This is a genomic window from Pseudomonas rhodesiae (assembly GCF_013285305.1).
GTDB lineage: Bacteria > Pseudomonadota > Gammaproteobacteria > Pseudomonadales > Pseudomonadaceae > Aquipseudomonas > Aquipseudomonas rhodesiae.
On record NZ_CP054205.1, the window covers coordinates 5227670 to 5241593 of the forward strand.

Genomic DNA, 13924 nt, shown 5'->3' on the forward strand with positions numbered 1-13924 from the left:
CACAATCAGTTGAACAAGCCGTAGAAGAATAGACGGATGCTATCCCACACGCGGCGGAAGATACCACCTTCGTCGACGGCGTCCAGGGCGATCAGGTCGGCGCTGTGCACCACCTTGTCGTCCAGTTTCACTTCGACTTTACCGATCACATCGCCCTTGGCGATTGGCGCGACCAATTGCGGATTCATGGTCATGCTGGCAGCGAGCTTTTTCAGCTGGCCTTTAGGCATGGTCAGGGTCAGGTCTTCGGCCAGGCCGGCCTTGACTTGGGAAGCCGCGCCTTTCCACACCGGGGCGGTCGCCAGTTCAGCACCCTTCTGGTAGAAGGTCTGGGTTTCGAAGAAGCGGAAACCGTAGGTCAGCAGCTTTTGCGTCTCGGCCGCACGGGCCTGTTCGCTGTTGGTACCGAACACCACGGCGATCAGGCGTTGGCCGTCACGTACCGCCGAGGACACCATGCAGTAGCCGGCCTCTTCGGTGTGGCCGGTTTTCAGGCCGTCGACGGTCTTGTCGCGCCACAGCAGCAGGTTGCGGTTAGGCTGTTTGATGTTGTTCCAGAAGAACTCCTTCTGGGAGTAGATCGCGTAGTGCACCGGGTCGACGCGGATGATCGCGCGCGCCAGGATCGCCATGTCATGGGCCGACGAGTAGTGCTCTGGGTTCGGCAGACCGGTCGGGTTCATAAAGTGGCTGTTGGTCATGCCCAGATCGGCCACGGTTTTGTTCATCATGTCGGCGAACGCGTCTTCGCTGCCGGCGATGTGCTCGGCCAGGGCGACGCTGGCGTCGTTACCGGACTGGATGATGATGCCGTGCAGCAGGTCGCTGACGGTGACCTGGGAGCCCACCTTGATGAACATCCGCGAACCGCCGGTACGCCAGGCGTTTTCGCTGACGGTCACCGGGTCGTTTTCGCCGATCTGGCCGCGACGGATTTCCAGGGTCGCGATATAGGCGGTCATCAGCTTGGTCAGGCTGGCCGGCGGCAGGCGCTGGTCACCGTTGTTCTCGACCAGCACGTTGCCGCTGGCCGCATCCATGAGCACCCAGGCCTTGGCGGCCAGTTGCGGTGAAGCCGGCACCATTTCAACCGCCCAGGCGGCCGGGGTGATGATCAGCGAGATAAGCAGGCACGTGCGTTTGGCTAAGGTGGTGATGTTCATCCGTCTCTCGAAATTGCTTATGGAAACTTGCCCTCGCGGGCAAAACTTATTCAGACAGCCCGCTACCAGACTGTCGCGTGTTCGGTTGCCCGCTCACCCCTTGCTCCCGGGTTTTTATTGTTCAAACGAGCCAACAACCAGAGTTCAAGCCCGCGTACGTGCCTGAACCATCAATCCGTTACTGCTTACTCGGCGGTGACCACACTGGGTTGCCCCAGGTTGGCCAGACGCACACTGTTCTGCACTTGCGCCACCTCGCTCGGCGAGCCGATCGGGCCCATCCGCACGCGGTGCAGGGTTTGCTGGTTGCGCACGATGGAACTGATGAAGACCGGCGCATTGACCATGCTGCTGAGTTTGGACCTTAACAGTTCCGCCGCATCCGGGTTGGCGAAAGCGCCGACCTGCAGGTACTGCCCGCCCGCCAGGGAAGCACCCGGCGCGGCCTGGGGCACGGCCACGGTGTCCGGGGCGTGCTGTTGCGGTGGCGGCGTCCACTGTTCGACCTTGCCGGCCGATGCGGTGATCTGTGGTTGCGGGGTCTGCGGCTCGTTGAGCATCAACGGCGCTGGCTTGCCACGCTGAGCCCAATACTGCGCCGGATCGATGCCTTCGACCTTGACCCGCGCGGTGCCGGTTTCGGCGTAGCCGAGCTTTTTGGCTGCAGCGTAGGACAAGTCGATGATACGGTCCGAGTAGAACGGCCCACGGTCATTGACCCGCAGGATCACCGTGCGGTGGTTGTCCAGGTTGGTCACGCGTACATAGCTGGGCAACGGCAAGGTCTTGTGGGCCGCGCTCATGCCGTACAGGTCATACACTTCGCCATTGGCGGTGTTCTGGCCATGGAACTTGGTGCCGTACCAGGAGGCCGTGCCGGACTGCACGTAGGTCTTGGATTCTTGCAGCGGAAAATAGGTCTTGCCCAGCACGGTGTACGGGTTGGCCTTGTAGGGGCCGGTGTGCAGGGTGGGCGTGGCATCCGGGATTTTCGAGACATCCACATCCCACCACGGCGCGCCGTCTTTGTGCGCGCGGTTGATGTCCAGGCCCGGTTGGGATCGAACCACCGCGCCGCCGGACTTCTGCGTCGGCGCGCGGCTGGTGGAACAACTGACAACCAGCAAGGACAACGCGGTGAACGCCACCAGCTTGAGCGGTTTATTGAACGGCGATGCCCGCATTACTTGTTGCCCCGTGCTTGGACCAGCATGTCTGACAGCTGATGCACGGCCATGGCGTACATCACACTGCGGTTATAACGCGTGATTGCGTAGAAATTCTTCAGGCCCATCCAGTATTCAGGGCCATTTTCGCCTTCCAGGCGGAATGCCGTTACCGGCGTGTCATCGTGTGGCGCATTCTGACTCGACCAACCCAGCGCCCGCAACTCCCCGACGGTCTTGGCCGGCTCAATCCCCTGGGTCAGGCCGTCGTCGGCGCGCTCCCCGGTGACATCCGCGCGGACCACCACCGGCTCGCCGGCAACCCAGCCGTGGCGCTTGAAGTAGCTGGCCACGCTGCCGATGGCATCGTCGGGATTGCTCCAGATATTGATGTGGCCGTCGTTGTCGAAATCCACCGCGTAGGCGCGAAAGCTGCTCGGCATGAATTGCGGCAAGCCCATCGCTCCGGCGTAGGAGCCCTTGAGGGTCAATGGATCGACCTGCTCTTCGCGGGCCAGCAGCAGGAATTCGCGCAGTTCCTTGCGGAAGAAGTCGGCACGGGGCGGGTAATCGAAGCCAAGGGTCGACAACGCGTCGATCACCCGGTAGCTGCCGGTGTTGCGCCCGTAGAAGGTTTCGATGCCGATGATCGACACAATCACTTGGGCCGGCACACCGTATTCCTGTTCGGCGCGGGCCAGGGCGGCCTCGTGCTCGCGCCAGAAGTCCACACCGCGGGCCACGCGGGCGTCGGTGAGGAACATCGGGCGATATTCTTTCCACTGTTTCACACGTTCAGCGGGGCGGGAAATGGCGTCGAGGATCGCCTGCTTGCGCTGCGCCTCGCGGAACACGCCCATCAACTGCTCACCGGCGAAACCGTAGTCGCGGGTCATTTCACCGACAAACTCGGCGACCTGAGGTGAACCATCGTAGTCACCGGCCAGGGTCTCCTGCGTTGCCCCCAGCAGCCCGATCAGGCCCATCCAGGACGCATGCCGAGTCGCCCAGCCGCGCATTACTTGCATTGACATCTTCACCTTATTCAAACCTGTGCGATCCACTTGCGATGCGTATGAATCGACATCAAAACCCCAAACGCTGACAGCAATGTCACCAGCGAAGTTCCGCCGTAGCTAATGAATGGCAACGGCACCCCAACCACCGGTAACAGGCCACTGACCATACCGATGTTGACGAAAACGTAAACAAAAAACGTCATGGTCAGCGCGCCGGCAAGCAATTTGCCGAACAGCGTCTGCGCTTGCGCGGTAATCACCAGGCCACGCCCGATCAACAACAGGTAGATCAGCAGCAACGCGCAGATCCCCACCAGGCCGAACTCTTCGCCCAGCACCGCGATGATGAAATCGGTGTGGCTCTCGGGCAGAAAGTCCAAGTGCGACTGGGTGCCCAGCAACCAGCCTTTGCCGAAGACCCCACCCGAACCGATTGCCGCCTTGGACTGGATGATGTTCCAGCCGGTGCCCAAGGGATCGCTTTCCGGATCGAGGAACGTCAGGATCCGTTGCTTTTGATAGTCGTGCATAAAGAAGAACCACATCGCCACCGCCACCGGCACCGCAGCGGCCAGCACGCTGAGGATCCAGCGCCAGCGCAACCCGCCCATAAACAGCACGAACGCGCCGCCAGCCAGGATCAGCAGTGAGGTGCCGAGGTCGGGCTGGCGCACAATCAGGATAAACGGTACGCCGATCAGGATCAGGCTGATGCCTACGTGTTTGAGCTGCGGCGGCAGGGTGCGCTTTGACAGGTACCAGGCGATGGTCGCCGGCATCAGGATCTTCATGAATTCCGACGGCTGGAAGCGAATCACCCCTGGGATATTGATCCACCGCGTCGCGCCCATGGCGTTGTGGCCCATCACGTCCACCACCACCAACAGCAACACCCCCGCCACATAGCCCAGCGGCACCCAGCGCGCCATGAAGCGCGGCTCCAACTGAGCGATCACCACCATCGACAACAGGCCCAGGCCGAACGACGACGCTTGTTTGATCAGCAGGTCCCAGTTCTTGCCACTGGCCGAATACAGTACAAACAGACTGCCGGCCGCGAGGGTCAGCAACAGGATCAGCAACGGGCCGTCGATGTGCATGCGTTGCAGCAACGTCGCACGGCGACGCATCACATCCTCGCTGGAGAGGATGCGGTCAAAATTACTCTTCACTGGCCGTAACCTCGGGGCTTGAAGGGGGGCCGCCATATTCAGGCTTGAGCCTGCCGTCCTCGGCCAGAAGCCAGGCGTCCATCACCTGGCGCACCACGGGCGCGGCGACGCCGGAGCCGGACTCGCCGTTCTCAACCATCACCGCCACCACGATTTTCGGGTCGTCCGCCGGCGCAAAACCGACAAACAAGGCGTGGTCGCGGTGACGTTCCTGAACCTTGGAACGGTCGTATTTCTCGCCTTGCTTGATCGCCACCACCTGGGCGGTACCACTCTTGCCGGCGATGCGATATTGCGCACCGATCGCCGCCTTGCGCGCTGTGCCGCGCGCACCGTGCATCACCTGCTGCATGCCGTGGTTGACCTTGGTCCAGTCCGACGGGTCGCGCAGCACAATGTCCGGGATCGGGTTGTCATCCACCGGCTTCTCGCCTTCGATGGTCTTGGCCAGGTGCGGACGGTTCCACACGCCCTTATTGGCCACCAGCGCCGTGGCCTGAGCCAGTTGCAGCGGCGTGGCCTGCATATAGCCCTGGCCGATCCCCAGGATCAGGGTTTCCCCCGGAAACCACGCCTGGCGGCGGGTCGCGCGCTTCCACTCCCGCGATGGCATCAAGCCTGGCGATTCTTCGAACATGTCCAGGGAAACTTTCTGGCCGAGGCCGAACTTGCCCATGTAGGCCGACAGCCGATCTATGCCCAGCTTGTGGGCAAGGTCATAAAAGTAAGTGTCGTTGGAGCGCATGATTGCGGTGTCCAGGTCGACATAACCGTCACCGGTACGGTTCCAGTTACGGTACTTGTGATCGTAATTGGGCAGCATGTAATAACCGGGGTCGTACACCCGGCTGGAAGCGGTCACCACGCCAGCGTCCAGGCCGGCAATCGCCACCGCCGGTTTGATGGTCGAACCCGGTGGATACAAACCACGCAGCACACGGTTGAACAACGGCCGGTCGATGGAATCACGCAGCTCGGCGTACGCCTTGAAGCTGATACCGGTCACGAACAGGTTCGGGTCGAAGCTGGGTTGACTGACCATGGCCAGCACTTCGCCCGTCTTCGGGTCCAGCGCCACCACCGCGCCGCGTCGGCCGCCCAGCGCCATCTCGGCCGCTTCCTGCAGCTTGATGTCCAGGCTCAGTACGATGTCCTTGCCCGGCACCGGGTCGGTACGCTTGAGCACGCGCAGCACACGGCCGCGGGCGTTGGTTTCAACTTCTTCGTAACCCACCTGGCCATGCAGCTCGGGCTCGTAGAAACGCTCGATGCCGGTCTTGCCGATATGATGGGTGCCGCTGTAATTCACCGGATCGAGGGTTTTCAGCTCTTTCTCGTTGATGCGCCCCATATAGCCGACGGAGTGAGCAAAGTGCGGCCCTTGCGGGTAGTGCCGCACCAACTGTGCCACCACTTCCACCCCCGGCAGGCGGAACTGGTTCACCGCGATCCGCGCGATCTGCTCTTCGGTCAGCTCGAACAGAATCGGCACCGGCTCGAATGGCCGGCGCCCCTGTCTCATGCGTTTCTCGAAGATCACCCGGTCTTCCGGCGTCAGTTGCAGGACTTCGACGATCACGTCGAGCACTTGCTGCCAATCGCCGGAACGTTCGCGGGTCATGCTCAGGCTGAAGCTGGGCCGGTTATCCGCCACGACAACGCCATTGCGGTCGAAAATCAGCCCACGGGTCGGCGGAATCGGCTGCACATGCACCCGGTTGTTTTCCGACAGCGTGGAGTGATAGTCGTACTGGATCACCTGCAGGAAATACAGGCGCGCAATCAACACTCCGATCAGCGCCACCACCATGATCGCGCCAAACACCACGCGCGCACGTACCAGACGTGCGTCTTTCTCATGGTCCTTGATGCGGATCGGCTGAGTCATCGGGAGGGGCGCAGACTATTTGTGGTAAGGGTGCCCGGACAGAACTGTCCAGGCGCGATACAGCTGTTCACCGATCAGAATCCTTACCAACGGGTGCGGCAACGTGAGTGCCGACAGCGACCAGCGCTGGTCCGCCCGCGCGCAGACTTCCGGCGCCAGCCCTTCGGGGCCACCGACCATGAAGTTGACCGTGCGCGAGTCCAGGCGCCAGCGATCCAGCTCCACCGCCAACTGCTCGGTGCTCCAGGGTTTGCCGTGCACTTCGAGGGTGACGATACGCTCATTGGGGCCGACCTTGGCCAACATGGCTTCGCCTTCCTGACGGATAAAGCGCGCCACGTCGGCATTCTTGCCCCGGGTGTTGAGCGGTATTTCCACCAGTTCCAGCGACAACTCGGCGGGCAGACGCTTGGCATACTCGTGCCAGCCTTCTTCCACCCACTTGGGCATGCGTGAACCGACAGCAATCAGACGCAGGCGCACAGCCGTTCCTTATTCCTGGTCTTTGTTGAGCTTGTCGAAGTGAGCGTGGCCCACTTCCGGGCTGTGGTGCTTGCCATCGGCGGCACGGCTCTGCTCGGCGCCTTTCCACAGACGCTCCAGGTCGTAGAACTGGCGAGCGTTGGAGGTCATCATGTGGACGATCACGTCGTCCATGTCCAGCAGCACCCAATCGCTGTCGCCCTTGCCTTCTTCACCCAACGGCTTGACGCCCTGGGCTTTGACGGCTTCGCGCACTTTGTCCAGCATCGCGCCGATCTGGCGGTTGGAGGTACCGGTGGCGATGATCATGTAGTCGGTGATGCTCTGCTTGTCGCGCACGTCCAGCACCTGGATGTCCTGGGCCTTCACGTCCTCCAGGGCCGCCACGGCGACTTTCACCAGCTCTTCGCCGACCAGTTCCGGACCGGTGTGGGCTTCTACCGGCAGAGGGGCGCTTTTGAACGTGCCTTTGCGCTTAACTTTGCTTACGTCTTTGTTGGTCATATAAAACTCGTTTTGCTCGTATGTTCGGGCGCTCGCTGTACGACTGTTCGTACCTTCAAGCACGCCTTTTCAGTTCGACGCACGGTAAAGCCCGTGCGCATCGATGTAGGCCAGGACCGCGTCAGGCACCAGGAACCGTACCGACTTACCGCTGGCCAGCAGTTGACGGATCTGGGTGGCGGACACCGCAAGCGGGGTCTGCCAGACGAATGCAATATTCCCGTTCGGCCCGGTCAGGGCCAAGGGGTCACTTACCGACCGCGCGGCCAGCAGGTTGCGCAAGGCATCCGGCGGTTCGCTGTCGGCATCCGGGCGTTGCAAAACCAGGATGTGGCAATGCTGGAGGAGATCCTCCCAGCGATGCCAAGAGGGCAGGCCGCAAAATGCGTCCCAGCCCAAAAGCAGAAACAACTGGTCGTCCGCGGCCAGTTCGGCGCGCATCAGTTCCAGGGTGTCGACAGTGTAGGACGGTTTATCGCGCTTGAGCTCGCGGTCGTCCACCACCAACGGTGCAATGCCTTCCACCGCCAGACGCACCATTTCCAGACGCTGCTGGGGCGACACTTGCGGCGTGTCGCGATGGGGCGGCCGGAAATTGGGGATCAGGCGCAGTTCATCCAGCGCCAGCGCGTCCGCCACTTCCAGAGCGCTGCGCAGATGGCCGATGTGCACAGGGTCGAAGGTACCGCCGAGCAGCCCAATGCGCTTAGCCATCAAGTGCGCACGTGCCCGTCGCCGAACACCACGTACTTCTCGCTGGTCAGGCCTTCCAGGCCCACCGGGCCGCGTGCGTGGAGCTTGTCGGTAGAAATCCCGATCTCCGCGCCCAAGCCGTACTCGAAACCGTCGGCAAAGCGCGTCGAGGCATTGACCATCACCGAAGCGGAGTCCACTTCGGTGAGGAAGCGCCGGGCATCGCTGAAATGCTCGGACACGATCGCGTCGGTGTGCTTGGAACCGTAAGTGTTGATGTGCTCGATGGCCTGATCCAGGTCGTCGACGATGCGGATCGACAGGATCGGCGCAGTGTATTCGGTGTACCAGTCCTGCTCGGTGGCTTCGATCACGTCCGTGCCCAGCAACGCGCGGGTACGCTCGCAACCGCGCAGTTCCACGCCCTTGTCGCGGTAGATCGCGGCCAACGGCGGCAATACGCGCTCGGCGATGCCGGCGTGCACCAACAGGGTTTCCATGGTGTTGCACGGCGCGTAGCGATGGGTCTTGGCGTTGTCGGCGATGCGGATCGCCTTGTCGATATCGGCCGCAATGTCGATGTACACATGGCACACGCCGTCCAGGTGCTTGATCACTGGCACCTTGGCATCGCGGCTCACGCGTTCGATCAGGCTTTTGCCGCCGCGCGGCACGATGACGTCGACGAATTCCGGCATGGTGATCAACGCACCAACGGCGGCGCGGTCGGTGGTTTCCACCACTTGCACCACTTCGGCCGGCAACTCGGCCACGGCCAGGCCCTGCTGGATGCACGCGGCGATGGCACGGTTGGAATGGATAGCCTCGGAACCGCCGCGCAGGATGGTGGCGTTGCCGGATTTGAGGCACAGGCTTGCGGCGTCGATGGTCACGTTCGGACGCGACTCGTAGATGATGCCGATCACGCCCAGGGGCACGCGCATCTTGCCCACCTGGATGCCGGACGGCAGGTAACGCATATCGCGGATTTCACCGATGGGGTCAGGCAGCTTGGCTACCTGACGCAGGCCTTCGATCATGTCGTCGATACGCGCCGGGGTCAGTGCCAGGCGGTCCAGCAGGGCCGGCTCCAGGCCATTGGCGCGGCCGTTGGCCAGATCCTGTTCGTTGGCGGCGGTCAGCTCGGAGCGCGAGGCATCCAGAGCGTCGGCGGCCGCCAGCAGGGCGCGATTTTTCTGCGCAGTGCTCGCACGGGCGATCAACCGCGACGCCTGGCGGGCAGCGCGACCCAGGCGGGTCATGTAGTCAAGAACGGACTCAGTCATGGTCGGGGAGTCTTGGCAAAGAGGAAAGCGGCAGATTATAGCCGTGACGCCGCCCGACTGACAGCGGTGAGGGGCGGATGGTCGAAATGAACTGTAAAAACCTGAGCTTCAGCCGTAATTAAGGTGGGAGTTGTTATCATCCGGTCACATTTAGCCGTAATAACTGCCGACGCCATGCCCAGTTCCGCTCTTCCAACCCCCGCCAGCGCCCTGCCCGACAGCTTCTTCGACCGCGATGCGCAAGTGCTCGCGCGTGAATTGCTCGGAAAAGTCATTCGCCACCGAGTCGGCGAAACCTGGCTTTCGGCGCGAATTATCGAAACCGAAGCTTATTACGCGGCCGAAAAGGGCAGCCACGCGTCCCTCGGTTACACAGAAAAGCGTAAGGCTTTGTTTCTGGATGGGGGGCACATCTACATGTATTACGCCCGTGGCGGCGATTCTCTGAATTTCAGCGCCCATGGCCCAGGCAATGCGGTGCTGATCAAATCCGCCTATCCATGGGTCGACGAAATCGCCAGCCCAGCCAGCCTGGCGCAGATGCTGCTGAACAACCCGGACGCCAAAGGTCTGCCCCGCCCTTCGCACAAGCTGTGCGCGGGCCAGACGCTGTTGTGCAAGGCGCTGGGGCTGAAGGTGCCGATGTGGGACGCCAAACGGTTTGACCAAGAACTGCTTTACGTCGAAGACGTCGGCCAGACCCCGACGCAGATCATCCAGACCACCCGCCTGGGCATCCCCAGCGGGCGTGACGAACACCTGATGTACCGCTTCGTCGATGCTGGCTACGCGCCTTATTGCACGCGGAACCCGTTGCGCCGAGGCCAGGTCGAAGGCCGCGACTATTTTTTGCTGTGAATTCCCAAGAACACCGATGGAGTGGATTGTATGGGCCAATGGCTCGATAGCATTACTGGCTGGCTGAGCATCAACCCTCAATGGCTGGCCGTGGCGGTGTTCATCGTCGCGTGCGTGGAGTGCCTGGCGATTGCCGGCTTGATCGTACCGGGCACGGTGCTGCTGTTCGCTATCGCCGCCTTGGCCGGTAGCGGCGCGCTGTCCTTGAGCGAGACGCTGCTGCTGGGTTTCCTCGGCGGCTTGCTCGGCGACGGGGTTTCCTACTTTCTGGGACGACATTTCCATCAGAACATACGGCGTTTGCCCGGCTTACGTCATCACCCCGAATGGATGAACGGCGCCGAGACCTACTTTCACAAATACGGGATCGCCAGCCTGCTGGTCGGCCGTTTTATCGGCCCGCTACGCCCCATGCTGCCGATGGTGGCCGGCATGTGCGACATGCCGTTCCCGCGTTTCGCCGGGGTGAGCATTCTGGCGGCGGCGGGTTGGTCGGTGGCCTATTTGCTGCCGGGCTGGGCGACCGGCGCCGCGTTCCGCCTGCCGTTGCCGCAAGGGTTCTGGCCGGAAGCGGCGGTGGTCGCAGGGTGCCTTGCGGTCGTGATCGGGCTAAGCCTGAATAGCAGCCTGCGGGGGCATCGTCGCGCCACGTTATGGATAGGCGGCGCCAGCCTGACGTTATTGATCGCGCTGTTTATCGGCTATCACTCGCTGGACAATTTTGACCATGGCCTGAGTGCGCTGGTGCAGGAGCATCGCAGCCCTTGGCTGGATGAAGTAATGGTGCGGATCACTCAACTGGGCGAATTCAAAAAAATGTTTTTCGCAAGTGCGGTGTTTACCGGCTTGCTGGTATTGGCGCGGCAATGGCGCCACGCGCTGTTTGTCGGTGCCACGCTGGCGGGGTCTGCGCTTATCAATACCGGGACCAAACTGTTTTTCGCCCGCGGCCGCCCGGAAATCCTCACAGACCCATTGACCAGTTTCAGCATGCCCAGCGGCCATGCGTCCGGCGCGTTCGCGTTTTTCCTGGCGTTGGCGGTCTTGGCCGGTCGCGGTCAGCCCACACGGCTGCGCCTGACCTGGATGCTGCTGGGCTGTATTCCGGCGGCGTTCATCGCACTGTCGCGGGTCTACCTCGGCGCCCATTGGCCCACGGACATCCTCGCCGGCACGTTGCTGGCAATGACGGTGTGCGCGTTCAGCCTGGGGCTTAGCGAATATCGAAGCCCCTTGCCCGCCATGCCACGGAAAACTTGGTGGCTGCTACTACCGGCGCTGGTGGCGGTGCTGAGTTTTATCGCGCTGGCCGGCACATCCCATGCCCTGTTGCGCTACGCCTATTAAGTGAACAGCTCGCCCTGAAGTTCGTCGAGCAGGAACTGGATCATATCCAGGCGCTGTTGCGGACTGTCCATTTCCAGCAGCTTGATCTTGTCGTCATCGGTGAACGGCAGCAAATACGCCAGCTGATTGGCCAACGCTTGTTGGCCCTGAGCGTTGGTGTCCATGTCCAATGAGGCGACCATCGGGTGTTCGGCCAGGACCTGAAGCAAGGCCAGCAGGTCTTCGTCCTCTTCTTCCAGGGCGCTGTCCGGTTGCTCATCCAGCCAGCGCACCTCGCCCACCAGCAACTGGTCTTTCTGCACCGTGACGTCAGACACATGAAAACGTCGCCCGCCCTCAACCCGAATGCCCAGCAGGCCGTTGTCCTGCTGTTTGAAGTCGCGGATCAGCGCTTCACAACCGACCACCGCGTAAGCGTCCGTCATATCGTCGGCACTGGCTTCTCCAAGGATGCACACCACCCCGAAACCTTCGCCCTTCTTCATACAGCGCCCGATCATATCGAGGTAGCGCGCCTCAAAGATCTGCAAGTCGAGCGTGCAGCCAGGAAACAGCACGGTATTGAGTGGAAACAGCGCCAGACTCATAAAGCGTTCCTTAAACCCGGTTTAAACAATGACCGACACGGCCAGCGGCAGGAACACCGCCGTAGCCACGCCCATCAAACTCATGGCAAGCGCCGCGAAGGCGCCACACTCTTCGCTTTCCTGCAAGGCCACTGAAGTACCGACGGCATGGGCGGTCATGCCCAGGGCCATGCCACGCGCCTCGGCGCTGTGAACGCCCAGACGCGACAACAACGCCGGGCCGACCATCGCGCCGACCACGCCGGTGATCAACACAAATACCGCCGCCAGCGCCGCCACGCCGCCGATCTGCTCGGCCACCAGCATGGCGATCGGCGACGTCACCGACTTGGGCGCCATGGTCATCAGCACCATGTGTTCGGCGCCAAACCACCATCCCAGCAGCACGCACAGACCGGTGGCGAAGACCCCACCTATCACCAGCGTAGTAAAAATCGGCCAGAACAATTGGCGAATCCGCCGCAGATTCAGGTACAGCGGCACCGCCAGGGCCACCGTCGCCGGGCCCAAGAGGATGCCCATGATCTCGGTGCTCTTGCGGTACTCGGCGTAGCTCAGGCCACAGCTGAGCAACACACCGATCACCAGCAGCATCGACACCAACACCGGTTGCAGGAAGATCCAGCGGGTTTTCTCGAAGCCCGCCAGCACCAGTTGATAGGCGCCCAGGGTGATACCGATCCCGAACAAGGGATGATGAATCACTGCCGTCCAGGCTCCGTGCCAGTCGAAGATCATTGGCCCTCCTCCTCACTGGCATGCCGCTTGGCCAAACGCTCCATCATCACGCCGATCACGGCCATGGCAATTACCAGCGACAACACGAGGGCGCCGACAATAGCCCAGAAATCCGCAGCGATAGCCTTGGCATACACCATCACCCCGACTGCGGGTGGCACCAGCAGCAACGGCAGGTAGCGCAACAGGCTGCCGGCGGCCAGGCTCAGGGGCTCACCCACCTCGCCGCGCCACACCAGAAAGCCCAGCATCAGCAGCAGGCCGATGATGGGCCCCGGCAGAACCGGCAACAGCAAATGATTGAGCGCCGTGCCGATCAGTTGAAACAGCACCAGCCACGTCAGGCCACGTAACAGCATCCGTCCTCTCCCCTTTAGAACCCGCCCGCATTATAAGCACGCTGGCGCTATGCCCAGGCATTCGCCATAAGCATGGTGGGTTGACCGAGCTGATGGGCCATGATGATCTACAGTGGATCTCTGTCACCCATAAAAGCCCCGCCGCCACTGGATAAACACATGGCTGTGCCGGGCATAAAACCGATGAACCAAGGAGAGACGCAATGCCCTATGTACCCGTAGCGCAGCTCAACGATTATGTCGGCAAGGAACTGGGACGTTCCGAATGGCTCACCATCGACCAGGCCCGTATCAACCTGTTCGCGGAGGCCACCGGCGATCATCAGTTCATCCACGTCGACCCGGTCAAGGCCGCGCAGACGCCGTTCGGCAGCACCATCGCCCACGGGTTTCTGTCGCTGTCACTGATGCCGAAGTTGATGGAAGACATCCTGATCGTGCCAGAAGGCCTGAAAATGGCGATCAATTATGGCCTCGACAGCGTGCGCTTCATCCAGCCGGTGAAAGTCAATTCCAAGGTACGCCTGAACGTCACGCTCACGGACGTCACCGAGAAAAAGCCCGGCCAATGGCTGTTCAAGGCCACCGCCACCCTGGAGATCGAAGGCCAGGAAAAACCTGCTTACATTGCCGAGTCCCTGTCGCTCTGCTTCGTATAAGG

At 61.7% G+C, this 13924-nt stretch carries 15 protein-coding genes; 3 read left to right on the plus strand and 12 right to left on the minus strand.

The genetic code is table 11. From position 1 onward, the window contains the following. Nucleotides 1-5: 5 nt before the first annotated feature. From HRH33_RS23645 to HRH33_RS23685, 9 genes are all read right to left on the minus strand, one after another. Nucleotides 6-1163 (minus strand): D-alanyl-D-alanine carboxypeptidase family protein, encoded by a 1158-nt coding sequence (locus HRH33_RS23645; protein WP_034100911.1) that lies wholly within the window; start codon nucleotides 1161-1163, stop codon nucleotides 6-8. Between the two features lie 185 nt (nucleotides 1164-1348). Beyond that, nucleotides 1349-2347, minus strand: a complete 999-nt coding sequence (locus HRH33_RS23650; protein ID WP_034139421.1) for a septal ring lytic transglycosylase RlpA family protein — start codon at nucleotides 2345-2347, stop codon at nucleotides 1349-1351. Further along, the gene (gene mltB, locus HRH33_RS23655; protein WP_094065980.1) at nucleotides 2347-3357 is read right to left on the minus strand and encodes a lytic murein transglycosylase B; all 1011 of its coding nucleotides are present in this window, start codon (nucleotides 3355-3357) and stop codon (nucleotides 2347-2349) included. The genes HRH33_RS23650 and mltB overlap by 1 nt, the downstream gene beginning before the upstream one ends. A gap of 17 nt (nucleotides 3358-3374) precedes the next feature. Beyond that, complete coding sequence (gene rodA, locus HRH33_RS23660) at nucleotides 3375-4478, minus strand: rod shape-determining protein RodA (RefSeq protein WP_015886065.1); 1104 nt, start codon at nucleotides 4476-4478, stop codon at nucleotides 3375-3377. A gap of 31 nt (nucleotides 4479-4509) precedes the next feature. Then, entirely contained in the window at nucleotides 4510-6408 is a 1899-nt protein-coding gene (gene mrdA, locus HRH33_RS23665) for a penicillin-binding protein 2 (protein ID WP_034100915.1), read from the minus strand. A 15-nt stretch (nucleotides 6409-6423) separates the two neighbouring features. Continuing rightward, entirely contained in the window at nucleotides 6424-6891 is a 468-nt protein-coding gene (rlmH, locus tag HRH33_RS23670; RefSeq protein WP_003176297.1) for a 23S rRNA (pseudouridine(1915)-N(3))-methyltransferase RlmH, read from the minus strand. A gap of 9 nt (nucleotides 6892-6900) precedes the next feature. Then, nucleotides 6901-7395: a ribosome silencing factor gene (gene rsfS, locus HRH33_RS23675; protein ID WP_034100916.1), complete on the minus strand. Its 495-nt coding sequence runs from the start codon at nucleotides 7393-7395 to the stop codon at nucleotides 6901-6903. Between the two features lie 69 nt (nucleotides 7396-7464). Next, nucleotides 7465-8109, minus strand: coding sequence for a nicotinate-nucleotide adenylyltransferase (nadD, locus tag HRH33_RS23680; RefSeq protein ID WP_034115210.1), 645 nt, complete (start codon nucleotides 8107-8109; stop codon nucleotides 7465-7467). Next, a complete protein-coding gene (locus tag HRH33_RS23685) occupies nucleotides 8109-9374 on the minus strand; it encodes a glutamate-5-semialdehyde dehydrogenase (protein ID WP_167418187.1) in 1266 nt (421 codons plus the stop codon). The genes nadD and HRH33_RS23685 overlap by 1 nt, the downstream gene beginning before the upstream one ends. 174 nt (nucleotides 9375-9548) lie before the next feature. On the opposite strand from HRH33_RS23685, the gene HRH33_RS23690 reads away from it, so the two are divergent. Both HRH33_RS23690 and HRH33_RS23695 read left to right on the plus strand, forming a co-directional pair. Continuing rightward, nucleotides 9549-10232, plus strand: a complete 684-nt coding sequence (locus HRH33_RS23690; protein WP_167418186.1) for a DNA-3-methyladenine glycosylase — start codon at nucleotides 9549-9551, stop codon at nucleotides 10230-10232. A gap of 30 nt (nucleotides 10233-10262) precedes the next feature. Next, nucleotides 10263-11579 (plus strand): bifunctional DedA family/phosphatase PAP2 family protein, encoded by a 1317-nt coding sequence (locus HRH33_RS23695; RefSeq protein ID WP_167418185.1) that lies wholly within the window; start codon nucleotides 10263-10265, stop codon nucleotides 11577-11579. On the opposite strand, the gene HRH33_RS23700 is transcribed toward HRH33_RS23695, so the two are convergent. The 3 genes from HRH33_RS23700 to HRH33_RS23710 are packed head-to-tail and all read right to left on the minus strand — an operon-like array spanning nucleotide 11576 to nucleotide 13263. Further along, entirely contained in the window at nucleotides 11576-12166 is a 591-nt protein-coding gene (locus HRH33_RS23700) for an LON peptidase substrate-binding domain-containing protein (RefSeq protein ID WP_034139426.1), read from the minus strand. The genes HRH33_RS23695 and HRH33_RS23700 overlap by 4 nt on opposite strands. Nucleotides 12167-12187: 21 nt before the next feature. Further along, on the minus strand, nucleotides 12188-12904 hold the full coding sequence (locus HRH33_RS23705) for an LrgB family protein (protein WP_034100922.1): 717 nt from the start codon (nucleotides 12902-12904) through the stop codon (nucleotides 12188-12190). Then, entirely contained in the window at nucleotides 12901-13263 is a 363-nt protein-coding gene (locus tag HRH33_RS23710) for a CidA/LrgA family protein (RefSeq protein WP_034139427.1), read from the minus strand. The genes HRH33_RS23705 and HRH33_RS23710 overlap by 4 nt, the downstream gene beginning before the upstream one ends. A 203-nt stretch (nucleotides 13264-13466) precedes the next feature. Between HRH33_RS23710 and HRH33_RS23715 the strand changes: the two genes are divergently transcribed. Further along, nucleotides 13467-13922, plus strand: coding sequence for a MaoC family dehydratase (locus tag HRH33_RS23715; protein ID WP_034100924.1), 456 nt, complete (start codon nucleotides 13467-13469; stop codon nucleotides 13920-13922). Nucleotides 13923-13924: the final 2 nt, after the last annotated feature.